This is a genomic window from Nocardiopsis sp. CNZ308 (assembly GCF_004217075.1).
The window spans coordinates 5,031,162-5,056,378 of record NZ_SHKJ01000001.1 but is presented as its reverse complement, the minus strand read 5'-3'; the positions used below and the strand labels follow the sequence as shown (position 1 = coordinate 5,056,378).

Sequence of the window (25,217 nt, the reverse complement as noted above, 5' to 3'; positions counted from 1 at the left end):
GGTCCTCAGGTCGGTCCGCCGGGCGGCGGGCGGTCACGGGGGCGACGGTCGCGGAGGTCGGGCGTTCGCCGGGGTTGGGCGCTCATGGGGGGTCGGAGGTCGCCGGGGTTCCAGGAATCACGGCGGCGACGGCGGTCCGGCGACGCGGGGGCCGCCGCGGCCCGTGATCGCGGCGGTTACCGCTGCCCGAAGGATAAACGGCCGCAGCGCGTCGGGAAAGGGAACGCGCACCACTACGCCACCCTTCGCACACGCTTGGACACACAGGGCTAGGATACGGGGGTCCCGCCGTTCCCGCCGTCGCCCCGAGGTCCTCGCCCATGCGCACCGCAGCCACCCTCGCCGCCGCCGTCGCGGTCCTGCTCCTGGCCTCCCCCACCGCCGCCGCGTCCGCCCCGCCGGACGGCCTGGAGGCGGTCGTGCTCCTGTCCGCCGACCGGCTCGACACCGCTCCGCTGGTGGCCGCGGCCAAGTGGCACACCGGCGACCCCGTCGAGGCCCCCGAGCGCGAGGCGCGGGTCCTGGCCGCCGCCGAGCGGCGGGCGACCGGACTCGGCACGGACCCGGCGTCCGCCGTGGCGGTCACGCGCGACCAGGTGGAGGCCAACAAGGTGGTCCAGCGCGGCCTGCACGCCCAGTGGTACGCGCAGGCCGACCGGCGGCCCGAGCACGCGCCGGACCTGGCCGGGGTGCGCGCCGAACTGGACCGGATCACCCCCGCGCTGGTGGAGGCGCTGGCCGCCGCCGAGGAGGAGCGCACCGCCCCCGGCTGCGCGGCGCGGCTGGCGCGGAGCACGGAGGCGACCGCGGCCGCGCGCGGACTCGACCGGTTGGCCTCGGCCGCCCTGGCAGGCTCGCTGGAGTCGGTCTGCGTCTGAGCCGGTGGCCCGGGACCGCGCACGGCGGGTACGGGCGGGGCCGGGCCCCTCCGGGGCGGGCGATGCCGGACCCAGGGGCCGGGCGCCGTCAGCGGACGGCCCCGATGCCGGGAGTCGCGGGAAGGGCGGGCCACCGCTTCGAGCGGAGCGCAGCCGTCGGGTGCCCCGCCGGGCCGACCCCTCGTCCTGGTGGGAGTTCGTGGGCGGAGACGCCGTACCGGCGGACCGGCCGCCGCGTTCCGCGGCCCGGGAGGAGGATCTGTCGGGAGCGTCCGCTCGAACGGGAACCCCACCCCCGGCACCAGGGTCCCCGACAGGAGAGGCCGCTCCATGAGTCACAGCCCCGGACGACCCGAGGACCTGCCCCGCCCAGAGGTGCTGTGGGCCCGCGCCGGGGCGCTGGCCGCGCTGTTGGCGGGGATGGAGGACGACCTCGGGATCCTCTCCCTGGAGGACGGGGTGCTGCGCTACCACGACGGCGGCGGCAGCGACTGGTACCTGGTCTGGTGCGGCGGTGACGGCCGGGCCCTGATCGTCGGCTACGACCGCGACACCAGCGACAGCACGAACGACGGCAAGCGCCCCGTCGACCTGTTCGCGGAGGCGCCCGACTGGCTGCCCTGGGAGTGGATCGCGGCCCACGAGGCGCGCACGAACGTCGGGTTCGCCTACTGGTGGGACGGGCGGGCGTAGGCGCGCGGCCCCTACCCCGACGACTGGGAGGGCGACGGGCTGCGCCTGGACCGGTACGCGTCGGTGGAGGCGGCCGTGGACGCGGTCGTCGGGCTGCTCTTCGAGGGGTTCGCTCCCGAGGACGAGCACGGGGAGGCGCTGCTTCCGGAGCCGGGCACCGCCCCTTCCTCCCCCTCGGCGGGGCCAGACCCGAACGCCCCGCGCGCCCGGTCATCAGTGAGAGGACGCGGTCGCTGCTGCTGTGGGACGCGCTCCGCCGGGAGCCGGAACGGGTCCGGCCCCCGGTCCCCGGGACCGGCGAGCTTTCGCGTGTCCTGGAACGGGTGCGCGCGCTGGGCCTGGCCGAGGGCGGCGAGGCCGTCGTGGAGTACACCTTCGCGGGGGAGCGGAGGATCCTCGACGCGTCCGGCGAGGAGTTCAAGGACTACGACACGGACCTGATGGACCGCCTCGACGCCCTGCGCGCGGCCGAGGACGTCCAGGGGCGCGGCCGGTGGCTGTACCTGCGGCTGGCCGTGTCGGAGGAGGGGTACGACGCCCGGCGCCGCTACGACCGCTGGCCGCGGGAGGCCCACGGAACCCTCGTCGGCTACCTTCCGGAGACGGCGTACCGGCTGAACGGGGAGGGCGCCCTGCGGGCGCCGGAGTGGCGGCCCGCGTGGGCGGAGCTGCTGGAGGACGAGGCCCTCGTGCGTCCGCCCGCCCCGGCGCCGTCCGAACGGCCGAGCCGCCCGGTCGCCGTCCTGGACGAGGAGGGGCAGCGTGAGCTGCTCGGGAGGATCGCGGGGTTCCTGCCGCGGCCGGAGGGCTGGCGGGAGGCCGTGCTGGACGCCCGGTTCCTGGTGGGCTACGAACGGCTGCGGGTGAGGGTGGTCCTGGAGGACGGGACCGTGCGCGAGGGGCGCGGGCACTACCGGCTCCCCGACCTGGTGCGGAACCTGCGGGCGGGCATGTACCGACCGGACCGGGGCGCCTGGTTCGGCCTCCGGTACACCGTGGGCCGGGACCGAAGCCGGGTGGAGGCCGACCACGACTCCGAGCCCGCCTTCGACATGGCCCCGCTGGACTTCGACTACGCCCTGGACCAGGCGTACTACCCGCGTTCGCGGGAGCACATCCCCGCCTGGCTGGTGGAGCGCCTGGCCGCCGCGCGCGGCTGAGTGCCGGACGGGTCGGACCGCTCCGGGGGTGGGCGACGCCGGGGCCCCAGGGGGTCGGGCCCCGGCGTCACGCGTGGTCAGGCCGTGGTCAGCGGCTCAGACCGCGGTCAGCAGGTCTGGTCGCTGCTGTTCTGGAAGGTGACGTTGCGGACGGTCAGGTTGACCGAGCACGGGTTCTCCACGAGCGAGGTGTTGGCCAGTGTCAGGTTCTGGAACGTGATGTTCGAGGTGTTGGCGAACTCCGAGCGGGCCGCGATCCGGACGCTGCCCGGGCCCGCGATCGTGCCCCCGGAGATGGTGACGTTGTGGCAGTTCTCGACCAGTACCGCGTTGTTGCCGGTCTGGGCGATGTCCACGCGGTCGATGACCGCGCCGCCGCTCTCGGAGACGCAGAAGATTCCCCGGCCGCCGCCGCGGGCGCGGACCTCCCCGACCCGGATGTTGGTGGGGTAGGAACTGCCGACGCGCCCGTTGCGGTTGGCCATGCGGAAGGCCGCGTAGCCGGTTCCGGTTCCGGCCCCCTCGGCGTCGACCAGGCCCACCGTGGCGTTGACGGTGTCGTTGAGCAGCAGACCCGAGTAGGCGGTGTCGCGCGCCGTGACGGTGCCGATGGTCAGCCCGTCCACGCCGTAGGTCTCCACGCCGTGGTTGCCGGCACCGGACACGTACACGTCGTCGATGCGAATGTCGCGGGCCTCGCGGACCGCGTCGTTGTCACGGCTGTCGATGCGCATGCCCAGCCCGCCGGACAGGCGCAGGTCGATCTGGCCGAAGTGCACGTTCTGGGAGGTGCGGACGTAGACGCCGAAGTACGGGGATCCGGTGACCGTGAGGTGCGGCACGGAGACGTTCTCGGCGTGCCTGACGCGCACGGCGGCGTTGTCGCCGGTCGCCGATCCGGTGACGTTGATCGTGCCGCAGACCTCCAGCGAGGTGTGGCTGGGCAGGTCGAGCGAGGTGTTGCCCGGCATGGAACCGGATCCGCGCACCACCACGCTCTGCTGTGAGGTGCGGCCGGAGTCGAGGCTGCCGACGGCAGCGCGCATGGCGGCGAGCATGTCGCCGCCGGTGTAGACGGTGCTGCCGCCGTTGCGGGCGGTCCAGGTGGAGCCGTTCTGCACCGCCTCGGCGTGGTGGGAACCGCTGCCGCAGTCGCCGTCTCCCCCACCGCCGGTGTCGCCCACGCGGACCAGGTCCCAGACCTGGTTGGCGCCGCCGAGGGAGTCGTACTGCGACAGGCGGTCGCCCGGGGTGGTGCTCCACTCCCAGACTTCGAGTGCCTTGCCGCTGAGGCGGTTGATCAGCTGGACGCCGCCGCCGGTGTCCACGGGGCGCCACTGCTGGTTGGCGTTGCCGAGGTCGGTGAACTGGCGGATCTCGGCGCCGTTGGCGGTGGAGTGCTCCCAGACGTCGATCGCCTTGCCGCTGTTGCGGTTGACCAGGCGGTAGTAGCCGTCGCCGGAGGAGACGAAGCGGAACTGCTGCCAGGGGCGGTCGGTGCGTTCCCACTGGACGATCCGGGCGCCGTCCTGGGTTCCGGCGCTCTCGACGTCGGCGACCAGGCCGCTGTGCTGGTTGCGCAGGACGTAGTAGGCGCCGGTGTCGATGTCGGCAGCCTGGGCGGGGGTGACGGCGGCGGCGGAGAGGCCGCTCGTGCAGAGCACGACGGCCAGGGCGGAGTACAGGAACCGCCGCAGGCGCGCGAGGGGGCCTCGGGAGGGGGTTCTGCGGGAGGTCGGGGATGAGGGCGGCGCGCTCCGGGGCGCGCCGGGGGGAAGCGGGGGGTTGATGGGCACTGCTGCTCCTCTGTGCGAACTCCGGACGGCGGTGTCCGGAAGGAGTGGGGGGTGGGGAGCGCTCCCATTGCACCGGAAGCTAACACGAAAAACGTTTTTACGGTAGCCGTGCGACTACGGTCGGGAAGGGACCGGGTTCCGGAGGGCGGAGGGCGGAGAACCTGCGCGGTCCTCTGCGCGCACCAGGAGACCTGTGCTGAAACGAGGTCTGGGAGAAGCCGTGCATCACGAAGCCCCGGGAGCAGTGGTGCTTCCGGGGCTGGATGTTGCGGGGATTCAGTAGGGGCGGAGGCGTTAGAAGGTGACGCCTGCTGCCTTCAGCGAGGAGACGAGGGGATGCCACTCGGCGGACGGGAAGGACAGGTGGCCCAGCTCCGTCGCCCGCCCGGAACCCGGACGCGGTTCAACCCCCCAGCTCCCGGGCGCACCCCGGAACCCGGGAGCTGAAAGCAGGCTCGCGGCGCTGCGCCACCACGGCTGGGCGGTCTGGTGCGGTCGGCGCACCCGCCAGTGCTGGGCCGCGCGCACCGGCCGCATGCGACTGCTCTGCGCCGATCCCCGAGGAGCTGATCCGCTCGGTCGCCGCCGTCACGGCAGCACTGGTCCCCTCACCCTTCCGTGAGTTCCGCCCGAACCCCTGATCCTCAGGGGCGCCGCGACCGGTGGCCGGTCGCGGCGCCCCGCCCGCCACACCGCTGCGAAGGAGCGGAGAACAACCATGAACCCCGCAGAGCTGTACGCGCTCGTGTCGGACGAGGCCCCAGGGAAGAAAGTGGAGCAGGCACACAGAAGGGGCTGGGACCGCACGGACCGGAAACGGCCAGAACCCCTGTGGCGCAAGGCCTGCGTGCTAGTTTCGGCGTCCCTTGAAGGCCCCTCGCAAAGCCTGAACGGAGATCCATGGAACTGGAACTGCTCGCCAAGAACCCCGCGTCCGGAGGCAAGGGCTGCCCCTCGGTCTACCTCAGCGACACCGGAGAGTTCGTCGTCCAGGGCCCCGCTCTGGCACCGGAGGACTGGGCGAAGGTGGAGAACCCCCTCCCCGGGGAAACCGCGGTCCGCATCTCCCCCGAGGTCGTTCTCGCCGCCGTCGAACTCCACCGCCAAAGACAGGGCTGACCACCTTCGGCGCCGGGTTCCGCGGCATCTGGGGAATCCGGCGCCATCGTCTCCTGGCAGGGCGGCCAGGTCCCGGGCGGAGGACTTCCGTCCGGGACCGGGCCGCCGGGTCAGCGCTCCACGTGGGCCGCGAGGTTGGCCAGGGACGAGGCCAGGGCCTCCTCGTGGACGGCGTGGTCGATGCCCCGGGGGACGTCGGCGGCCTCGACGGTGACCAGGGTGCCCTCCGGGCCCGCGGTGAGGGTCCAGGTCATCGTCATCGTCCCGGCGAAGTCGGGGTCCGGGGACTCGAAGTCGATCCGCTGCACGATCCGCTCCCCGGGCACCAGCTCGGCGAAGGCGACCTCGGTGACGTCCTCCGTCTCCGAGGTCTTGCCCCGCCCCTCCTGCGGATCGAGGTAGGTCAGCACCATGCGGTACCCGCCCCCGGGCCACGGCTCGAAGCGGTCGATCCGGCCGGTCATGCCCTCCGGCGGCAGCCAGGCCGCGAGGGCGTCCGGTTCGGTCATCGCCGCGTAGACCGCCGCCGCGGAGGCGCGGACGGTCCTGCTCCCCCGGTCGGTGCGCGGTGATCTCGGTGCCATGGTCGCCCTCCTCGAACACTGCCGTGTGTACGCGGGCAACCTAGCCGACACCGCCGACAGACCGGGGGTGCCCCGCGCGGGGCCCCACCGTGCCCGGCCTCCGACGCTTGAGGCGCGCCGGTGGCGGAGGCCCGTCGGGGGCCCGCCTCCGGCCCCGATCCCGGTCCCGGTCCCGGTCTTGCTGGGAGCGCGGACCGGGCACCGGGCGCGACGGCTCGTCCCGGTCGTGACCGGCCGACCAGTGGGCCTCAGAGGGGACGGCGGCCCTGGACCGAGTAGATCGCGCAGGAACTGGCCCGGAAGGACGGGTCCGCCAGGAGCGCCCGCACCTCGGCGAGCCGCTCGTCGGTCATCCCCTCGTCCACGAAGGCGTCGCGCAGGTGGCGGGTGTGGTGCGCGATCAGGTGCACGCCGGGGGAGTCGGCGTTCCACAGTTCCAGCCGGGGCTGGGGGTCGATGTCCACCAGGCCCGCGCCGCGCATCGCCTCGGCGGCGTTGCGCCCCCAGGCCGGATCGGCTCCGGCGCGGATCATCAGCCTGGTCTTGGCCTCCTGGAACTCCTCGTAGAGCTTCTGGGACTCGGCGTCGGGCATGAGCAGCGCCGGACCGTAGGTGATGTCGAACTCGTCGAGCTGGAGTACGCCGCCGGGCTTGAGCGCGCGCACCAGGCGGCCCAGGACCGCGATGCGCTCCGGGATGTGCAGCAGCACCAGCCGGGAGTGGATGAGGTCGAAGGCGGCCTCGGGCAGCGGGTCGCGGACCACGTCGTGGCGGACGACCTCCAGGCCCTCGGCGGCGGGGATGCGCTCGGGCTTGATGTCGGTGGCCAGCACGCTCCCGCCCGGGGCGACCCGGTCGGCCAGCCAGAGCGCGACGCTGCCGCCCCCGGCGCCCACCTCCAGGCAGTGCCACCCCGGCCCGACACCGGTCTGCTCCAGGCGTTCGGTGGTCATGGGGTCGTAGGCGGCGGCCAGGAAGCGGTGCTGGTCGAAGGCGTGCTCGCTGTGGTTGTCGAAGACGTAGCTCTGGTCCTCGGCGGCGTCGGTCACCGGTGTCTCCTTCGGCGTCGGTGGGATCGGTCGGGGTGTCGGGGGCGGTTGGGCCATCGGGGCCGGGCGGGACGGTCCGGCCGGTCGGGCTCCGGGGTCCGACGGGACCGGACCGCCGCCCGCCGCGGCCCGGATCAGCGGGCGGTGCGCGCCGACGGTCTCGGCGGCGACGCGGGTGAGGGTGGCCGTGCACACCTTCCCGGTCGGGCCGAGCGGCAGTTCGGGCAGCACGACCACGTGTTCGGGCAGCGCGCGGACGTCCAGGCCGCGTTCGTCGCGCAGGAAGGCGATGAGCTCGCTCGGGGAGGGCGCGGCGGCCCCCTCGGCGGGTGACACGCAGGCGCACATGCGCTCGCCCAGGTCGGGATCGGGGACGGGGACGCAGTGGGCCTCGGCGAGGGCGGGGTGGGCGCCGAGTTCGCGCTCCACCTCGGCCGGGAAGATGTTGACACCGCCCCGGATCACCGTCCGGCGCAGGCGGTCCACCACCCGCAGCGCGCCGTCGGGGTCCAGGCGGCCCAGGTCGCCGGTGCGCACCCACCCGCCCGGGGCACGCCGCTCGGCGTCCAACCGGGGCGCGGCGACGTGGCACAGCGGCGTCATCGGGCCCAGGGCCCAGATCTCGCCGGTCTCCCCCCGCGGAACCGGGCGTCCCCGCGGGTCGCGGATGCTCACCTCGGCCACGTCGGGGGCGGGATGCCCGGCCAGGCCCGGCTCCCACGCCTCGGGGCGGCGGGCGGTGTGGCAGTTGACCCCGTCGGTGGAACCGTAGACGTTGATCACGGGTCTCCCGAAGCGGGCGGCGCAGGCGTCGCGGACCTCCCGGTGCAGCGGGGCGCCGCTGGCCACCACCGCGCGCAGGGACGAGGTGTCGGCCCGCTCGGGCAGCGCGGCGATCCGCCGCAGCATGGTGGGCACGCCGATCAGGTGGGTGGGGCGGTGCCGCTCGATCGCGCGCAGCGCGGCGGCCGGGTCGAAGCGGGGCAGGACCACCAGGGTCGCGCCGAGCCCGGCCAGGGTCACCGGCACCCCGCAGGAGCCGAAGGAGGAGGCCAGCGACACCAGGACCAGGTTGCGCATGGGGCCGGGGCCGCTGTGCAGCGCCGCCACGTAGTTGGCCCGGCCGCCCGCCATGGCGTTGTGGCTGTAGGCGACCATGCCGGGTTCGCCCTCCGAGCCGGAGGAGACCAGGACGCGGGCCGGGGACTCGGGGTCGGGCCGGGCGGGACGCCAGTCCCGGGCCGTCCCGGCGTCGGTCCGGTCCAGGCTGCGCGTCCCGGGGCGGGCCGGGCCGAACGTCCACACCCGGCGCAGGGTCGGCGGCGGGTCCGCGCGGCGGATCCGTTCGGCCCGCTCCGGGGTGGTGACGATGTCCGCGGCCCGGGAGCGGGCCAGCAGACTGCGCACGTCGGCCGGGGAGCGGCCGTCGGGGACGGGCAGCGCGACCGCGCCCACGGCGGCGACGGCGAGTTCTGCCACGACGGCCTCGCGCCCGTTGGGCAGCAGGACGCCGACGACGTCGCGCTCCCCCGTCCCCCCGGCGGCCAGCGCGGCGGCAGCGCGGCGCACGGCGGCGTCCAGCCCGGCGTAGTCGAGCATGCCGCGGTCGTCGATGACGGCGTCGCGTCCGGGGTGGGCGAGCGCGTGCTCGTGGAAGAGGGAGTACAGGTCCCGGCCCGGGCACCAGCCGCGCGCGGTCCACCGCGCGCGCAGGGCGGCCGGGACCAGGTCGCGCAGTTCCAGGCCGTGGGACGAGGTCCAGGTCATCGGTTCTCCGCAGGCGTGTGAGTGGCCACGGCGCCGCCCGGAGACGTTGACGGTGTGGCGTGTGGGACCTCTTGGCCGGTGATCCCGCTACTGGTGCCACCGCTGATTCCGCTGAGGGCGCCGGCGGTGACGCGGGGAGCGGGATCGTTCCGGACGGGCGCGCCCCGGCGTGCGGCAGCGCCACGCGGCCGCGTCTCGGCGCTCGGGGCGTCGGCTGCGGGTGCGAAACGCCACGGGGCCCGGACGCAGGACGCGCCGCCGACCGTGTCGAAGGCCGCCGCGAACGCCGGTGCGGCGGCCATCGCCGCCAGGTCCTCCACGGGGGCGGGGGCACTCCGTTCCCCGGAAACGGGGCCGCTCCGCTCCCCCTCTTCGGTCGCGGTGCCGCGTCCGGCGCGGCGCAGCAGCCGGGCCGCGTCCGACAGGGCCGTCCGGGCGCGGACCCCGGTGCCGGTGCGGGCGCGCAGCAGCAGCGCGGCCACCGCCCCCTCGGCGGCGAGGATTCCGCCGAGCACGTCGGTGAGGGTGAGCAGGGACGGCGCGGGCTCCCGCCCGGGTCCGGCCAGGAGGTCGGCCACCCCGCCGTGCGCCTGGACCAGGTAGTCGGTGGCCAGCGCGCCGGGTTCGGGGGCCCGGCCGCCCCACCCGTCGGCGTGCACGTGGACCAGGCCGGGGGCGAGGGCGGCGAGGTCGTCGGGGCCCAGGCCGAACCCCTCGGCGCGGCCGGGCGGCCAGTTGTAGAGCAGGACGTCGGCCGTGGCGGCCAGGCCGCGGGCGGCCCGGCACCCGGCTTCGGTCTTGAGGTCGGCCTCGACCGCGCCCTTGTCCCGGTTCAGGGCCAGGAACCGGGCGGAGCGGTCGCCCGCCATCGGCGCCACCCCGCGCATGGGGTCGCCGCCCGGTGGCTCGATCCGCACGACCTCGGCGCCGAGCATGGCGAGCAGCAGCCCGGCGAGCGGGCCCTGCACGCGGTTGGTGGCCTCCACCACCCGCAGCCCGGCCAGGGGCGCGGCGGCGTCGGGGCCGAGCGGTGCCAGCGGGGCGGCCGGGGCACCGGTGGTGTCCCGCACGCGCAGCCGCCACTCCGAGGCCGGGTCGGGCTCCTCGGCCTCCCGGGCGTCGCGGAGGAGGGCCAGGCTCATGCCCGTGTCGCGGGCGGCCGAGCGGACCCGGGCGAGGTCCACGGCCGCGATCGCGGCGGGGAGTTCGGGCGGCAGCGGGCACACCGCGGTGGCGAAGCGCCGCTGGAAGGGCGGCCACCCGGCGGCGATCGCGGACGGGGCGGCGCCCAGGCCGGTCCAGAACCGCAGCCAGACCTCGGCGTCCAGGGTCTCGATCTCGAAGCGCGCTCCGTCGGCGGAGCGGAACGGCGGGGCGGTTCCGGCACCGGGCATCGCCCATGTCCCACCAGACACAGACGCACCACGACCGTCACCGGTGTCCGCGCCGGGCGCGGACGAGCCGGTGTCGGCCCCGGAAGCGTTCCGACCGGTGTCGGCCTCACCGGTCAACGGCGCTCCGGCACCGGGCGACGCTCCCGCCCCACCGGTCGCCGCCACTCCGGCACCGGGCGTCACTCCTGTCGCGCTGCAAAGGGACGGGCCCGCCGAAGCTCTCTGGCCCGGGGCGGTGGCCGCGGCGACGTAGGGCCCCGCCGCGAGCAGGGCGGCCTGGGCCGCGGAGACCGACGCCGACAGCGCCGGACCGCCGCGCGCCAGGGCCAGCGCGCAGGCCGCCACCGCCTGCGCGGCCAGCACCCCCGCGCACACCGACGCGTAGTCCACGCCCAGGAACCGGGGCGCCCCGCGGGCCCGGCCGTGCAGGTGCGCCAACCCGCAGGCGGCCTGGACGTCGCGCTCCCCCGCCAGGGGCGCCGCGACCGGTCCGGACCAGCCGATGGCGCAGCCGACCGGTACCGGCAGCGCCCGGGTTCCCTCTCCAGCGGAGCCGTCCCCGTGCAGGCCCGCGCCCGAACCGCTCCCGCCCGGACCCCACCCGCCGGGGACGGCCACCAGGCCGATCCACCCGGCCGGTGCCTGCGGGGGCAGGGGCCCCTCGACCCGGGAGACCGCGCAGCCGAGCGCCTCCAGGCGCGCCGCAGCGATCCGCAGCGCGACCGAGTCGCCCACCGCCCGCGCGGCGGCCCCGGCCAGCGGGAGCACGGCCGCGCCCACCGGTGCGGCGGTCACGTCCACTTCCCCGTTCCGCAGGTGTCGGGGCGCAGGCCCAGCTGGTCGCGCAGCACGGAGCGGCGGACCTTACCGGTGCCGGTGCGCGGCAGCTCGTCCCAGGTCAGCACCACCGGGTCGGCGAGTTCGGGCAGGTCGGCGACGGCGCCGCGCCAGGCCACGGTGTCCAGCCCCCCGCTCTCGGTGGCCACCACCGGCACCGGGGGCCCGTCCGGAACGCTCAGGACGACGCACTCCAGCACCTCGGGCAGGCGGTCGTCCACGACGTCCTCCACCTCCAGGCAGCCGCCCTCGCGCAGGGCGTCCACCTCGCGGTCCACCAACCGCAGCGCGCCGGTGCGGCTGAGGACGCCGATGTCGCCGGTGTTCCACCACGCGCCCACCAGCTTGGACCGCCACCGGCCCTCCTCGCCGACGTAGCCCAAGCACAGGGCCTCGGTGCGGCAGAAGACCAGACCTGGCGTACCGGCCGGGACGGGGCGCATGGTGCGCGGATCGACCGTGCGCAGCTTGGTGCGGGTGGGAATGGGGCGGCCCAGGTGGCGGGTGGTCGGATGGCGCTCGTTCGCCGCGGCCAGTGCCCGCCGGGTGAGGAACCGGAAGGTCAGCGGCCCGGTCTCGCTCTGGCCCCAGCCCTGCATCCACACCGGGCGCCGGTGGCCGGTGGCGCCCAGGAAGGCGCGCACGGTCGGCGGGTGCACGGCGTCGAAGGTGCTGACGTAGAGACGCACCCGGTCGAACGGGGCGTCCTGCCGCTCCGCCTGCCTCTGCCAGCGCGCGAAGACCGCGGGCGCGGCCTCCAGGGTGGTGGGCCGGTGCCGCTCCAGCAGCGGCCCTGCCTCGGCCCAGGAGGCGCCGGTGACGACGGACAGCGCGGCCGGGGACAGCCACAGCACGCTGGCGGTCCAGGCGAGCGCGCGCCCGTGCGCGAAGGAGTACGCGCCGGTCACCGTGTCGTCGCGGCGGCTGCTCAGCACGGGCCAGCGGTGCGCCTCGAACCCGGCCAGGCGGCGCATGATCGTGCGGGTGGAGTGCGGGACCAGCTTGGGCACGCCCGTGGTACCGGAGGTGTGCATGATCGCCAGGGGCGCGTCCAGGTGCGGCCTGCGCGGCGGCGGGGCGTCGGTGCCGCGCACGTCGTCCAGGTGCAGGACGCTCCCGGCCGGGCCCCCTCCCCCGACGGGGACCCCGTCCCCGACCGGGATTCCGTTCCCGCCCGGACCCGTGCCCCCCGCCGGGCCGTCGACGACCAGGGTGCGGGCCGCGTGCACGGCGGGGTCGGCCCCCGCCTCCCGGGACGCCGCGAGCAGGGCGGCGTCGGTGACCAGCAGCGCCGGGTCCAGCCGCTTGAGCAGGACCTCCAGCGCGTCCGGTTCCAGGTGCGCCGACAGCGAGGCGGGCACCGCGCCCAGCCGGGCGGCGGCGCAGTTGAGCAGTACGTAGTCCCAGTGGTTGCGCTTGGCGATCGCGACGCGGTCGCCGGGCCGCACACCGGCCGCGGCGAGCCACCCGGCCGCCTCGCGCACCAGTCCGGCCACCCGGGGCACGTCCAGCTCGGTGCCCAGGCCGGGGGCGATGTCCAGCGGCCTGCTCAGGTGCACGGCGGTCGTGGAGCCGCGCGCGGCCAGGTCGTCGAAGAGGGTGCCCAGGTGCAGGGGCTTGGTGAACAGCGTCATCGTCGTCGGTCCTCACTGGGGGTGGGAACGGGGGTCGGGGCCGTCGAGGCGAGGAAGGCCAGGACCCGCGCGGCGGCCGTGGCCGCGGAGGAGACCGCTCCCTCGCTGCACGGGCGCAGCGAGATCCAGTCCCCGGCGTAGTCCACGGCCGCGGGCGGGCGGACGGCGAAGGCGGAGCGCTCGCGCAGGGCGCGCGGCCCCGCGGCGGGCAGGCCGTGGCGGAAGCGGTGCACGCGGACGGCCTCGACATGCCGCGACAGGCCGGGCAGCAGGAGTTCGGCGCGGGCGGTGAGCCGCTCCGCCACCACCGCGTCGGAGGCGTCGAGGAGTTCGGCGGCGCCGCTCGGGGAGGCGACCAGGGAGACCAGGCCCCGCCCGGGCGGCACCCGGCCCGGGTGCTTGTTGTGGTCGGCGGTGACCACGTTGAGCAGCGGGTCCTCCAGGGCGGGCACCAGGGTGGCGAAGCCGCCGCGCGCCCCGGCCGGTTCCATCGAGCGGTCCAGGACCAGGGAGACGCGGAGCATGGGCGCGTACTCGCAGGCCTCCAGGTAGGCGCGCTCGACGCCGGACGCGCCGGGATGGATCCCGGCCGCGACCGGGGCGGGCACCGCCAGCACGGCCGCGCGGGCGGTGACCGCGCCCGCCGGGGACTCCAGCCTGACCCCGTCGGGGCCCGCGGACACACCGGTCACGGGGTGGCCGGTGACCACGTCGAGCCGGTCGGCCAGGACCCGTGCGAGGGTGTCCATGCCGTCGCGGTAGGTGCGCCAGCGGGCGCTGCTGCCCGCGGAGACCAGGTGCGCGGCGAAGGGGGCGGCGGCCGTGTGCTCGGGGTCCCAGCCGAAGAACCCGGCGGCAAGGGCGCCGAGCAGCCGGTAGCGCAGCTCCGGATGGTAGGGGCGGAGCAGTTCGGCGAGGGTGCGCGCGCCCAGCGGGGAGCGTTCGGGGTGTTCGGGGTCCAGGTCGAGGCGGGCCAGCCGGATCTGGAGGCGCAGCAGGTCGGCCCGCGCGCGGGGGGACAGCCCGGCGCCGGTGAGCAGGCCCAGGGGGCGGCCCACGTGCGGTCGGGCCCGGCCCTCGCGCCAGGACGCCAGGGCGCCGCGGACGCGGGGCACCGCGCCGCGGTCGGCGGCCAGGCCGACCTCGCGGATCAGCCGCCAGGTGGCCGGGTAGGCCTTGGCCGGGGGCAGCATCTCCGCGCCGGTGTCGATGAGGCAGCCGTGCTCGCGCAGGGTGCGCATGCGTCCGCCCACGGCCTCGTCGGCCTCCAGGACGCGGACCGAGCGGCCCGCGCGGGCCAGCGCGTGCGCGGTGGCCAGTCCGGCGGGGCCCGCTCCGACCACGGCGACGTCGAGCCCTTCGCTCATACGGCGCCTCCCAGGAGCACGGGGACCAGCAGGTGGGCGCCGATGAGCAGGACCACGGTGACCCGGTGGGTGTGGATGGCCAGGCGGCGGGCGCGCAGGATGTCGCCCCGGACGAAGCCGATGAACAGCTGGGCCACCCGCATCAGGAAGACCGGGGCCAGGACGAGCGGGAACCACCACGGGGAGATCCCGGCCAGGGTGGAGCCGCTGATGAGCAGGCTCTCGGCCGCGGTCGCCGCGATGATGAAGGCGGTGTTGAGGCGCCTGGGCACCAGAGCGGCCACGGTGATCCGCCCGGCGGCGCGGTCGCCCGCGGCGTCGTTGGTGTTGGAGTACAGGCCGAAGAGCATCGGGCCGAAGCCGAACAGCAGGGCCTGCACCACGACGAAGCCGTTCAGCTCCCCGGTGAGCAGCCCGTAGGGCACCAGGACCCAGCCCACGCCCAGGCCGATGAGGAAGATCTCCTGGAAGCCCCGGTAGCTGATCTTGAGGCCCCAGGAGTACTGGACCGAGGCGACCACGCACAGGGCGGCCAGGGCCACCGCCCAGGCGGGCCGGTGCGGGGCGACCAGGACGACCAGGCCCCAGAGCAGGGCGCTCGCCGCGGTCGCCGCCCAGGCGAAGCGCAGGGCCTGCGGTTCGGTGAGCGTCCCGGCGACGAGGGGTTTGCGGGCCAGTCGGCGGCGGGCCGCGTCCGAGCCGTAGTTGGCCGCGTCGCTGCCGTCGCGGTAGCCGGTGACGTCGTCGAAGGCGACCATGGCGGCCACCACGGCCACCTCGGCGAGCAGGATGAGCAGGAGCAGCCCCAGCGTGCCCGGCTCCCAGCGCAGCGCGGGCGCGAGCATGGCCAGTACCAGGGGCAGGCCGATGTAGTAGTCGTAGATGTCGAGCTTGGCCAGCCGCGCGTAGGCGGCCGGGGTGCCCCGGGGCGGCGCGGCCGCGGGCGCCGGTGGGACGGGGGGCGCGGCGGTGTGGTCGGTCATCTGGTTCTCCCGGAACGGTCGGCGAACGCGCACACGGTGTCGGCGATGTGCTCCACCTGGGCGTCGTCCAGGTGCGGGTACAGCGGCAGGGAGATGTTGCGCCGGGCCGCCGACTCCGCGTTGGGCCAGCGGGCCCCGGCCCGGGCGTACGGGGCGAACGCGGGTTGGGCGGGCAGGGCGCGCGGGTAGTACACGTGGGTGTCGATCCCGTGCGCGGACAGGTGGACGCGCAGGTCGTCGCGCTGCTCGGCCAGGAGCGTGTAGACGTAGTGGCAGCGCCCGTCGCCGCCCGTGGGCGGCGCCGTGATCCCGGCTCCGGCCAGTCGCGCGAACCGGGTGGAGTAGTAGGTGGAGATCTCGGCCCGGCGGGCGAGCCGGTCCTCCAGCCCACCCAGCCGGTGCAGCTGGAACTCGGCCATCACCTCGTCGAAGCGGCTGTTGAGGCCGATCCGGTGGTGCAGGAAGCGGTGCGTGCCGTCCTGGCCGTGGTTGCGCAGCATCCGCACGCGCACGGCGAGTTCGGCGTCCGCGGTGACCACCACGCCGCCCTCGCCGGGCATGCCGAAGGTCTTGACCTGGACGAAGGAGTAGACCCCGGCGTCGCCCCACAGCCCGGCGGGGCGGCCGCCGAGGGTTCCGCCCTGGGCCAGCGCGGAGTCCTCGACCAGGCGCAGCCCGTACTGGTCGGCCAGGTCCCGGAACCGGGGCATGGCGGCCATCATCGAGAACACGTGCGCGGGCATGAGCGCGCGGGTGCGCGCGGTGAGGGCGGTCTCGGCGGCGTCCGGGTCCAGGGTCAGGGAGACCGGGTCGATGTCGGCGAAGACCGGGCGCGCGCCGCGTTCGACGACGGTGCTGGCCAGCGGCGCGCAGCCGAAGGCCGGCACCACCACCTCGTCTCCGGGGCCGATCTCCATGGCGGCCAGGACCAGGGTGAGCGCGGAGGTGCCGCTGGAGCAGGCGACGACGTCGGCGGCGGCGAGGCGGTCGCGCAGCTGGCGTTCGAGGCGGGCGGTGCGCTCGCCGAGGATGAACTTCTGCGCGCCGCCGGTGCCGGTCGCGTGGACGGCCTCCAGCAGGGCGTCGCGGTCGGCGTCGAACAGGTCGGGGGCGAAGAAGGGGATGCGGTGCCCGGTCGCCGTGGTCATCCGTGCCTCCGAACGCAGAAGTCCTCGATCTCCTCGCAGACCCGGTCCGCCTGGGCGTCGGTCAGGTCGGGGTAGAGCGGCAGGGCCACCGCCCCCTCGCAGGCCGCCTCGGCGCGCGGGAAGTCGCCGGGCGCGTGCCCCAGGCGGGTGAAGCAGGGCTGCAGGTGCAGGGGGATCGGGTAGTAGGTCTCGGTGCCGATCCCGGCCTCGGCCAGGTGGGCGACCAGGGTGTCGCGGTCGTCGGCCTCGACGAGGTGGACGTAGACGACCCGGTCGCCGCCGGGGTGGGGCGGAACGGCGCCGGGCACGGCGCGTATCCCGGGCAGGTCGCGCAGGCGGGCGTCGTAGCGCGCGGACAGCTCGGCCCGGCGGGCGATGTCGGCGTCGAGGCGGGAGAGCTTGGCCAGCAGCACGGCGGCCTGGATGTCGTCCATCTTGCTGTTGCAGCCCGCGACGACCGTCGGGTTGGCGATGCCGGGGAAGTCGTCCAGGGTGCGCCCGGAGCGGCCGTGGTGGCGCAGCGCCCGCGCGGTCTCGGCGACGGCGTCGTCGTCGGTGAGCAGCGCGCCCGCGTCGCCGATGGCGCCGAGGGTCTTGGAGGGGAAGAAGGACAGCACGCCGCCGGTGCCGAGCAGCCCGGCGTGCACGCCGCGCAGCCGCATGCCGATGGCCTCGGCGCTGTCCTCCAGCACGGTCAGGCCGCGGCGCCGGGCGACCTCGCGCACGCCGTCCATGTCGGCCAGGCGGTCGAACAGGTGGACCGGCATGACCATCCGGGTGCGGGAGGTGGCCACCGCGTCCACCGAGGCCGGGTCGATGCCGTACCCGTGCTCCTCGATGTCGGCGAAGACCGGTACTCCTCCGGCGAGGACGACGGAGCTGGCGGTGGCGACGAAGGAGTAGGCGGGGACGATCACCTCGTCGCCGGGGCGCAGCCCCGCGGCGCGCAGCAGGATGACGAGGGCGTCGGTTCCGGAGTTGACGCCGACCACGTGCCGGGCGCCGGTCCAGCGGGCCAGGGCGTCCTCGAACTCGGCGACCATGGCCCCGTGCGAGAACTTGCCCCGGTCCATGACCCGGAGGCAGTTGTCACGGATGTGCGGCCACAGTTCCGCGAAGCTCCGGGACTGGTCGAAGAAGGGGACGGGGAGGCGTGTTCTGCCGGGGGGCGCCGCCTCGGGGGGTGCGAGCGTTCTCTTCACTTCTCCACGTTTCTACGCTGCGGGCGGGGGCTGTCACCGGTCGCGGCGGTCGGCCGCGGCCGGGACGAGGGGGTTCAGCCGCCGAGGAGGGGGATGTCGTTGCGGCCGAGGTGGTAGTCGCGGACCGCGTCGACCACCTCGGAGGCGGAGAGCGTGCCGCTGCCGTCGGCGTCGAGGTCGTCGAAGACCCGGTCGGAGTCCTGCGCGCTGACGCCGACGGCGTCGAGCCACCTGCGCATCTCGCTCCGGCTGATCTCGCCGTCACCGTCGGTGTCGAGCACGTCCATGGTGGCCTGGAGCGTGGGCCGGGCGACCTCGGCGAAGCCGTCCTCGCCGCTGATCATGTCCCGTGTGGCGACCTCGACGAACTGGTCGCGGCTCATCCGGTCGGTGCCCGCGCTCCGGGCCAGGCGGTCGAACATGGCCAGGTAGGCGGCCTTGAGCGCGTCGCCCTGGGGGGCGCCCTCGGCGCCGAGCCGCGAGATGATGCCGTCGGCCTCGGCCGCGAGGTCCGAGCGCTCGATCACCCCGTTGCCGTTGGCGTCCCAGAGCCGGAAACGCTCCTCAAGGCGGCTGATGGTCTTGGTGGCGGTCGTCACGGGCTTTCCCTCACTTCTCCGTGGAACAACAGAAGAACGACGTCATACCTGTATTCGAAAAGGGCACCCGAAAAAAGGACTCCGGCCGCTTTCCACACCGAATACCGGCCTTCCCGCACCCCAGGGGGGAGACGAAACGGGAGGGCCGGGGAGCTTCGCTTTCCCGCGTTCTCACACCACGGAGGGGGAAAGCGGGGGGTGGTCCCGGCCGCGGCGGTCGGCCGCGGCCGGGACGAGGGGGTTCAGCTCCCGAGGAGGGGGATGTCGTTGCGGCCGAGGTGGTAGTCGCGGACCGCGTCGACCAGCTCGGAGGTGGACAGCTTGCCGCTGCCGTCGGCGTCGAGGTCGGCGAAGGCCCGGTCGGCGTCGGCGCCCTGGAGCCCGATGGCGGCGAACCACTTCTGCATCTCGGTCGGGCTGATCTCGCCGTCACCGTCGACGTCGAGCACGTTGACGATGGCCTGGATGGTCGGCTGGACGACCGAGGCGAAGCCGGCGTCGCCCTTGCTGATGATCTCCTGCTCGGCGGCCTGCATGAACTGCTCCTGGCTCATGCTCTGGGTGCCGGCGGCGGAGGCCAGGTGGTCGAACATGGCCAGGTAGGCGCTCTTGAGCTCGTTGCCCTGGGCGGTGCCCTCGGCCCCAAGGCGCGAGACGATGTCGTTCGCCTCGGACTCGAAGTCCGAGCGCTCGACGGCCCCGTTGCCGTTGGCGTCCCAGAGGCGGAAGCGCTCTTCGAGGCGGCTGTTGGCCTTGGTTGCGGTCGTCATTTATTTTCCCTCTCGATTCCCATGGAAAAACAGACGTACGATGCTCTCTCCGAGCACAGGAAAGGACCCTCCGGCCGAGCCCGACCGGACCCTCCCCACACCCAGAACATTAGCCTGTGAGCGTGTCCCACAAAAGGGGTTCAGAAGAATCCATGGATGCAATTGATTTTTTATATCGGACATTTTCAGCAAATGCCAGATTCTTCGGAAACCGTTTCGGCGGCCGGGCCGTCGCCGACCGGCGCCCCCTGGCGGAACACCAGACCCTCACCCGAGGCCAGCCCCAGGTCACGCCCGGTCGGCAGCGGGTCGGCGTGGATGAGCACGTTGTAGTGGTTGGGCATGTGGCAGGCGTCGAAGCCGAGCACCGTCCCCACCCGGCGCGGGCCGATCCACACCTCGTCTCCCCGGTCCACCACCCCGGCGCCGGTGATCTCGGCGAACCCGAGGAAGCCCACGCGGTCGATGCGGGCCCCCGCGGCGGTCTCGGTGTGGTCGGTGGCGACCAGCTCGTGCACCTCCCCCGCGCGCACGCACCGGCTGGCGTGGGGTTCGAGCCGCATGCCCCGCTCGCTCCTGCGGTGCACCAGGACCTTGACCAGGGTCGCGGTGACGTCCCGTTTGGGGCCGTCCTCACGGGGGTTCATCGCGCTTCCTCCTTCGTCGGCTCCGCGGCCCGCGCCAGGCGGTAGGCGTCCCCGACCAGCCGCAGCGCGGACGGCCCGCCCGGGTCCTCGACCACGCCGCCGCGCACCCGCCGCTCGAACTCGGCGAGCACGCCCACGTACTCGTGCCACAGGGAGTCCTTGAACCCCGGATGGCCCTCCAGCATGTCCGCCGTGAGCACCGCCCCGTCGGCGGTGCGCGCCTCCACGTCCTTGCGTTCGCCGGGGTGGGACCAGTCGAGCAGGACGCGTGCACGCGCCCCCGCGGCGCGCAGCACGACCTCGGCCCGGCGGTCGGTGCCCGAGGCGTCGCGCGTGACGTGCGCCGACTCGGCCTCGGCCGGGCCGAGCAGCCACTCCACCAGGTCGAAGGCGTTGGGTCCGTTGTCGGCCACGCACCCGCCGCCGCAGCGGGCCGGGTCCAGGTACCAGGTGTCGGTACCGGCGTGCTCCTCGATCCGCTCCAGGTAGCGCACGGTCAGCTCCTCCACCCGCCGTCCGGCCAGGTCCCGGCGCAGCCGCGCGAGCGCGGAGTTGTACCGGCGGTGGAAGGCGGTGAACAGCACCGTGGCCCGGTCGCGGGCGAGCCCGGCCAGCGCCTCCCCCTGGACGGTGTCCAGCGCGAGCGGCTTCTCCACGCACACGGCCACCCCGCGCCGCAGCGCGTCGGCGCAGACGGGGGCGTGGGCGTCGTTGGGCGCGGTGACCACCAGCGCGTCCAGTCCGGTCTCGTCGAGCATCCGGACGTGGTCGGTGTAGCCCCGCGCCCCGACCGGGTGGGCGGCGAGCACGCCGGGGTCGCGGTCGCACACCGCCACCAGGTCCAGGCCGGGCGCGGTGCGCAGGGCCTCCAGGTAGAAGCGGGAGATCACCCCGAGGCCGACCAGCCCGGTGCGCAGCGGGGCGCTCATCGCGTCTCCTCCCGCATCGCCTCGAAGGGCAGGCCGGTCCGGTGGGCCAGCTCCGCCAGCTCGGCGTACAGCTCCGCCTCCAGCGGCACGCCCGCCAGGCGCAGTTCCCGCGCCCGGTGGTACTCGTGCCAGCCCGGATAGCGCACCGGCGCCTCCGGGTCGGTGGGCGGACAGGCCAGCAGCGCGCCGAACAGCTCCCGCGCGTCGTCGGCGGCGCCCTGCCGCAGGGCGTCGGGCGCCATCGCGGCCACGAAGAAGCCGATGTCGTCGTCGCGTCCGCTCGGGCCGCCGTCCCCGTCCAGGGCGTCGGGGTGGGGGCCCCTCCCGGCCCCCGGGACCAGTGCGGAGAGCACCTCGACCATGAGTCCGAGGCCGAAGCCCTTGTAGCGTCCCGCGTCGCCGCCCAGCCACATCAGGTGCGCGCGCCCGGCGTCGAAGGCGGCGGGGTCGGTGACGGGCGCGCCGGTGTCGTCGCACAGCAGGCCCTCGGGCAGGGTGAGGCCCTCGCGGGCGGCCTGGCGTATCCGGCCGGTGGGCGCGGCCGTGGTGCTCATGTCGAGCAGGAACGGGGGGTGCTCCCCGGCCGGTGCGGCGACGCTGAGCGGGTTGGTGCCCAGCATCGCGACCGCTCCGCCGGGCGGGCGGGCGATGCGCTGGCGTCCGCAGTTGCTGGCCACCAGGCCCACCATGCCGCGTTCGGCCGCGCGCAGCGCGTGGTACCCGGCGCAGCCCAGGTGGGTGGCGCCGCGCACGGACACCAGCCCGATGCCGTGCCGCGCGGCGCGCTCGGCGGCCAGGTCCATGGCCTCGCTCGCCGCCCACAGGCCCAGGGCCCGCCGGGAGTCCCAGAGCACGGCGGCGCCGAGGTCGGCGAGGACGCGCGGCTCGGCGGCGGGGTCGGCCCTGCCCTCGTCGAGGAGCGGCAGGTAGAGGCGGGTCAGGTTGGCCAGGCCGTGCGAGCGCGGCCCGGCGAGGTCGCCGTGGCACAGCGCGCGCGCCGCCTCGGCCGCCCGGTCAGGGGGCAGGCCGCGGTCGGCGAACACCCCGGCGGCGAACGCGACCAGGTCGTCGTGGCGTACCCGCACGGCCTCGCGTTCCGGTGGGGCCTGGGTGGGGGCCGCGGTGGTCACCGGGCCTCCCGGGCGGGGGTGTGGTGTGCGCGCATGTCCTCGTCGCCTTCCTCGTCGGTGGTGTGGGGCTCTCGGGTCTCGTGCGGGGCGTCGGGCTCCGGGGCCCGACGCGGGGTCTGGTCGGCGAAGGCGGCCAGGACGCGGGCCACCGCGTCGGCGAACCCGTCGAGTTCGTCGGCGCGCGCGAACTCGCCGTCGGCGTGCGCGTTGTTGGCGGCCAGGTCGCCCGGGCCCAGCACGGCGGTGCGGGCTCCGGCGACCCCGGACATCCAGATCGCGTCGCAGGTGAAGGCCGGCTCGTCCGCGGGCCACGGGGCGATTCCGGCGCGGCGCAGCAGGGCGGGCCCCCAGGGGTCGCGGTCGTCCAGCGCGGGCAGGCCGCGTTTGGTCCACTCCAGGCGGGTGAGGGCGCGGGCGTCGGCGGCGGTGCGGGCGAACAGCGCGGTGTCGGCGAACTCCTTGGTGAAGGCGTCCAGTCCCGCGTCGAGCGCGTCGGTCAGGGCGCGTTCCAGGGCGCGCCCGGCGGCGGCGTCGCCGTAGGCGAGGTTGAGCAGCAGCGACCCGCTGCCGTAGACCCTGTTGTGCAGGGTGCCGGTGTGCAGTCCGGCCAGGCACACCGCGCCGGAGCGGGCGTGCGCGTCCAGGGCGCGGCCCAGGTGCCGGGCCAGGTGGCCCAGCAGGACGGAGGCGTTGTGCCCGGTGTGCGGGCGGTCGTCGATCGCGTCGTCCCCGCGGACCGAGATCCGGGCGGTCATCGCCGCGGTGCTGCGCGTCAGGAACCGCATCCGGGTGGGTTCGCAGAAGATGTTGAGGCGGCCGGTGTGGCCGCGTTCGACCAGCGGCCGGGTGCCGAGGGTGCCCATGGCGCCGCCCTCCTCCCCCGCCACGGCCTGGACGAGCACCGCGACGTCGCGGCCGATGGCCGGGTCGCGCTCGCGGGCGGCGCGCGCCCCGGCCAGCAGCGCCACCGCCGGGCCCTTGGCGTCGATGGCGCCGCGCCCGTGGAAGCGTTCGCCGTCGAAGCCGACCGGCTGCCGCCCGGCGACCGTGTCCAGGTGCACGTTGAACATCACGGTGCGCTCGGCGGGCAGGTCGGGGCCCAGCCGCAGCACGAGGCTGGGCTGGCAGTCGAGGAAGCCGGGGCGGTCCAGGGCCTCGCGGACCGGGGCCGGGACGTCCGGTCGGTCCATGTCGGAGGGCTGGGCCGGGGCGTGGTGCACGACGTCGAACCCGGCTCCGGCGGCGGCGCGGGCGTAGAGGAGCTGGGCCTCGCGCAGGAGCGGCGGGGGCCCGTCGGGGCCGGTCTCCAGCGGGCCCGCGGTGGGCAGTTCGAGCAGCCGCAGCAGCAGGTCGTGGTCGGCGGGGGTGAGCGCGGCGGTCACCGGGCCCCCTCGGTGCGGCGGAGGCCGTCGGCGGTACGGGCGGCCCCGGTCGCGCCGCGGCGGTCCGCGTCACCGCCACGGCGGGGGTCGTCCCCGGCGCGGTGGTCCGCGTCTGCGGCGGGGCCGCCCCCGGTGTGCCAGGTGCGGGCCACGAGGTCCTCCAGGGCGCGCCCGTAGGCGACGAAGGCGGGCCGGTCGCCGCGGCCGGGGTCGGCGCCCGAGACCCGCAGGTGCGGGCGCAGGTGCAGGTGGGGCTCGATGGACAGCGTTCCGGCGTAGCCGTGCGCGGCCAGCAGCCGCAGGCACTCGGCGGTTCCGGCCTCCCCCCGGCCGGGCGGGACGTAGTCGACCCCGCCGTCGGGAGCGGTGACGGCGTCCTTGACGTGCACGTGCGCCACGTGGTCGAGGAGGTCGCGCAGCATCTCCGGGGCGCGGTAGCCGTGGGCGACGCCGTTGCCGGTGTCGAACAGCAGCCGCAGGGCCGGGCTGTCCACCTCGGCCAGCAGTTCCAGGGCGCGGTCGGCGCGGTCCCCGGCCCAGCCCGCGCAGTTCTCGTGCACGAGCACCAGGCCCGCGTCCTCGGCGCGGCGGGCCAGTTCGCGCAGGCGGGCGAGGACGCGCCGCCCCCACTCGGCCTCGGGGAGCCCGTCGCGGGGGTAGGACATGACCCGGACCAGCCGGGTGCCCAGCACCGCGCAGCGCCGGGCCAGGACGTCCAGTTCGGCCAGGTCGGGGGCGAAGTCCCCGGTGGCGGGCCTGGACCAGTCGGCGATGCGGGAGGCGACGGCGACCACGTCGGCCCCGGCCTCGCGGATCCGTCCGGCGGCGCGGGCGAAGGCCCGCTCGTCCAGGGCGGCCAGCGCGGTCCCGTCCACGGTGCGCAGTTCCAGGCGGTTCCAGCCGAGTTCGGCGAGGGCGGCGAGCTGTCCGTCGAGGTCGGGCGCCGCCTCGTCGCCGATCCCGGCGAGCGGCGGAGCGGTGTGTTCAGGCGCCGACGGCACTGCCCACCTCCCGCCTGCGGCCGTGGGCCGCGCACAGCCCCTTGGCCTCGGTGAGCAGCCGGACCGCCTCGACCTGGACCGGGAGCGTGCCGGGGCCGCGGAAGGAGCGGGAGTAGCGGGCGTAGGCGGCGCGGAGGAAGGCGGGGAGGGCGTCGTCGGCGAAGGCCGAGTGGGAGGCCCGGTGCCCGGTGGCGTCCACCGACAGCTGGGCGGTGTGGTCGGCCGAGCTGCACGGGTAGTGGCCGGTGAGCACGGCGCGGTCGAACTCCAGCGTGATGCGGCGTTCGCGGACGGGGGAGGTCAGGTCCGAGTCGATCCGGCTGCGCACCCCGCCGTGGTGCGCCAGGTCGAGGCGGGCGCGGCCCAGCCCGGGCAGCCGGGACTGCTCGGTGACCATGTCCTCCAGGGAGGCCGCGGTGACGTCCGCTCCCCCGGCCAGGCTGATCACCACGGCCAGCGCGTGCGGGACCTCCACGTCGAAGGCGGTGGGGTGGCCCGGTGCCTGCGCGGTGCGGGTGAAGCGGGGCTTGTTCTGCACGACCGTGACGGCGCGCAGGTCGCCGAAGACGCGGCCCCGCACCGCGGCGCGCAGCCGCCGCGTGAGCGCGCTGTCCAGCCACTGGGTGGTGACGGTCAGGTCCAGGCCCCAGCGCCGCCGCAGCCGGGCGACGGCGGCCAGGTCCACCAGGTCCAGGGCCAGCGGCTTCTCCACGACGACCATGCGGTAGCCGAGGCGGGCCAGGTGCTCCAGCGGACCGGAGCGCAGGTGCGGCGGCGTGCACAGGTGGGCCACGGTGCGCGAGGGCGGCGCGCAGCGGGCCGCCTCCTCCAGGGAGTCGGCGGTGAGGACCCCCTCGACGGGGCCCCGGAACGGGTCGAAGCCCACCACCGGCCCCGCGGCGAACAGGGCGGGGGCCTGTGCCCGCGCCTTGGCCAGCGACGGCAGGTGCAGCCCTTCTCCCGATCTGCCCAGACCGACGATGAGGGTGTGCAGCATAACGTACGGGCACCTTTCCCTTCTGCTTTCACGGCGGTGCGCTGCCCGATCCCGGAACACAGCGGCCACACGCTTCCCCCACCACACTCGGACATCGCGCCGAAAGCGTCAAAACGGAGAACGGGCTCCTGGGTCCGAAAACTCGGAAACG

General features: G+C 75.5%; 21 protein-coding genes. 4 read left to right on the top strand and 17 right to left on the bottom strand.

From position 1 onward, the window contains the following. Positions 1-320 precede the first annotated feature (320 nt). The 3 genes from EV372_RS21660 to EV372_RS21650 all read left to right on the top strand — a co-directional run bounded on the left by EV372_RS21660 (position 321) and on the right by EV372_RS21650 (position 2,731). Positions 321-878 (top strand): chorismate mutase, encoded by a 558-nt coding sequence (locus EV372_RS21660; RefSeq protein ID WP_130397511.1) that lies wholly within the window; start codon positions 321-323, stop codon positions 876-878. Positions 879-1,208: 330 nt separating this feature from the next. Further along, on the top strand, positions 1,209-1,571 hold the full coding sequence (locus tag EV372_RS21655) for a hypothetical protein (protein ID WP_130397510.1): 363 nt from the start codon (positions 1,209-1,211) through the stop codon (positions 1,569-1,571). Between the two features lie 323 nt (positions 1,572-1,894). Next, the gene (locus EV372_RS21650) at positions 1,895-2,731 is read left to right on the top strand and encodes a hypothetical protein (protein WP_130397509.1); all 837 of its coding nucleotides are present in this window, start codon (positions 1,895-1,897) and stop codon (positions 2,729-2,731) included. A 107-nt stretch (positions 2,732-2,838) separates the two neighbouring features. Here EV372_RS21650 and EV372_RS21645 read toward each other — a convergent pair whose 3' ends face one another. Next, on the bottom strand, positions 2,839-4,527 hold the full coding sequence (locus EV372_RS21645; RefSeq protein ID WP_130397508.1) for an RICIN domain-containing protein: 1,689 nt from the start codon (positions 4,525-4,527) through the stop codon (positions 2,839-2,841). A 900-nt stretch (positions 4,528-5,427) separates the two neighbouring features. Here EV372_RS21645 and EV372_RS21640 point away from each other — a divergent pair. Beyond that, entirely contained in the window at positions 5,428-5,646 is a 219-nt protein-coding gene (locus EV372_RS21640; RefSeq protein ID WP_130397507.1) for a hypothetical protein, read from the top strand. Positions 5,647-5,756: 110 nt separating this feature from the next. Here the strand turns inward: EV372_RS21640 and EV372_RS21635 are convergent, their stop codons facing one another. From EV372_RS21635 to EV372_RS21560, 16 genes are all read right to left on the bottom strand, one after another. Beyond that, positions 5,757-6,230, bottom strand: a complete 474-nt coding sequence (locus EV372_RS21635; RefSeq protein WP_130397506.1) for an SRPBCC domain-containing protein — start codon at positions 6,228-6,230, stop codon at positions 5,757-5,759. Positions 6,231-6,478: 248 nt separating this feature from the next. After that, the gene (locus EV372_RS21630; RefSeq protein ID WP_130397505.1) at positions 6,479-9,046 is read right to left on the bottom strand and encodes an AMP-binding protein; all 2,568 of its coding nucleotides are present in this window, start codon (positions 9,044-9,046) and stop codon (positions 6,479-6,481) included. Further along, positions 9,043-11,235, bottom strand: coding sequence for a CoA transferase (locus EV372_RS21625; RefSeq protein WP_130397504.1), 2,193 nt, complete (start codon positions 11,233-11,235; stop codon positions 9,043-9,045). The genes EV372_RS21630 and EV372_RS21625 overlap by 4 nt, the downstream gene beginning before the upstream one ends. Then, entirely contained in the window at positions 11,232-12,911 is a 1,680-nt protein-coding gene (locus tag EV372_RS21620; RefSeq protein WP_130397503.1) for a class I adenylate-forming enzyme family protein, read from the bottom strand. The genes EV372_RS21625 and EV372_RS21620 overlap by 4 nt, the downstream gene beginning before the upstream one ends. After that, positions 12,908-14,278 carry an FAD-dependent oxidoreductase gene (locus tag EV372_RS21615; protein ID WP_130397502.1) on the bottom strand — a complete coding sequence of 457 codons (1,371 nt, stop codon included), beginning with the start codon at positions 14,276-14,278 and terminating at the stop codon, positions 12,908-12,910. Before EV372_RS21615 ends, EV372_RS21620 begins: the two co-directional genes overlap by 4 nt. After that, a complete protein-coding gene (locus tag EV372_RS21610; RefSeq protein WP_130397501.1) occupies positions 14,275-15,261 on the bottom strand; it encodes a UbiA family prenyltransferase in 987 nt (328 codons plus the stop codon). The genes EV372_RS21615 and EV372_RS21610 overlap by 4 nt, the downstream gene beginning before the upstream one ends. Then, on the bottom strand, positions 15,258-16,409 hold the full coding sequence (locus tag EV372_RS21605; protein ID WP_130397500.1) for a DegT/DnrJ/EryC1/StrS aminotransferase family protein: 1,152 nt from the start codon (positions 16,407-16,409) through the stop codon (positions 15,258-15,260). The genes EV372_RS21610 and EV372_RS21605 overlap by 4 nt, the downstream gene beginning before the upstream one ends. Further along, positions 16,406-17,611: a DegT/DnrJ/EryC1/StrS aminotransferase family protein gene (locus tag EV372_RS21600; protein WP_130397499.1), complete on the bottom strand. Its 1,206-nt coding sequence runs from the start codon at positions 17,609-17,611 to the stop codon at positions 16,406-16,408. Before EV372_RS21600 ends, EV372_RS21605 begins: the two co-directional genes overlap by 4 nt. Positions 17,612-17,685: 74 nt before the next feature. Beyond that, positions 17,686-18,210 carry an EF-hand domain-containing protein gene (locus tag EV372_RS21595; protein ID WP_130397498.1) on the bottom strand — a complete coding sequence of 175 codons (525 nt, stop codon included), beginning with the start codon at positions 18,208-18,210 and terminating at the stop codon, positions 17,686-17,688. Positions 18,211-18,452: 242 nt separating this feature from the next. Next, positions 18,453-18,980 carry an EF-hand domain-containing protein gene (locus EV372_RS21590; RefSeq protein WP_130397497.1) on the bottom strand — a complete coding sequence of 176 codons (528 nt, stop codon included), beginning with the start codon at positions 18,978-18,980 and terminating at the stop codon, positions 18,453-18,455. 185 nt (positions 18,981-19,165) lie between these two features. Further along, the gene (locus tag EV372_RS21585; RefSeq protein WP_130397496.1) at positions 19,166-19,627 is read right to left on the bottom strand and encodes a DUF6917 domain-containing protein; all 462 of its coding nucleotides are present in this window, start codon (positions 19,625-19,627) and stop codon (positions 19,166-19,168) included. Next, a complete protein-coding gene (locus EV372_RS21580; protein WP_130397495.1) occupies positions 19,624-20,556 on the bottom strand; it encodes a Gfo/Idh/MocA family protein in 933 nt (310 codons plus the stop codon). Before EV372_RS21580 ends, EV372_RS21585 begins: the two co-directional genes overlap by 4 nt. Continuing rightward, positions 20,553-21,686, bottom strand: coding sequence for an Ldh family oxidoreductase (locus EV372_RS21575; RefSeq protein WP_130397494.1), 1,134 nt, complete (start codon positions 21,684-21,686; stop codon positions 20,553-20,555). Before EV372_RS21575 ends, EV372_RS21580 begins: the two co-directional genes overlap by 4 nt. Next, complete coding sequence (locus tag EV372_RS21570) at positions 21,683-23,068, bottom strand: M20/M25/M40 family metallo-hydrolase (protein ID WP_130397493.1); 1,386 nt, start codon at positions 23,066-23,068, stop codon at positions 21,683-21,685. Before EV372_RS21570 ends, EV372_RS21575 begins: the two co-directional genes overlap by 4 nt. After that, positions 23,065-24,069 (bottom strand): sugar phosphate isomerase/epimerase family protein, encoded by a 1,005-nt coding sequence (locus tag EV372_RS21565; RefSeq protein WP_130397492.1) that lies wholly within the window; start codon positions 24,067-24,069, stop codon positions 23,065-23,067. The genes EV372_RS21570 and EV372_RS21565 overlap by 4 nt, the downstream gene beginning before the upstream one ends. After that, the gene (locus tag EV372_RS21560; protein ID WP_130397491.1) at positions 24,053-25,066 is read right to left on the bottom strand and encodes a Gfo/Idh/MocA family oxidoreductase; all 1,014 of its coding nucleotides are present in this window, start codon (positions 25,064-25,066) and stop codon (positions 24,053-24,055) included. The genes EV372_RS21565 and EV372_RS21560 overlap by 17 nt, the downstream gene beginning before the upstream one ends. Positions 25,067-25,217: the final 151 nt, after the last annotated feature.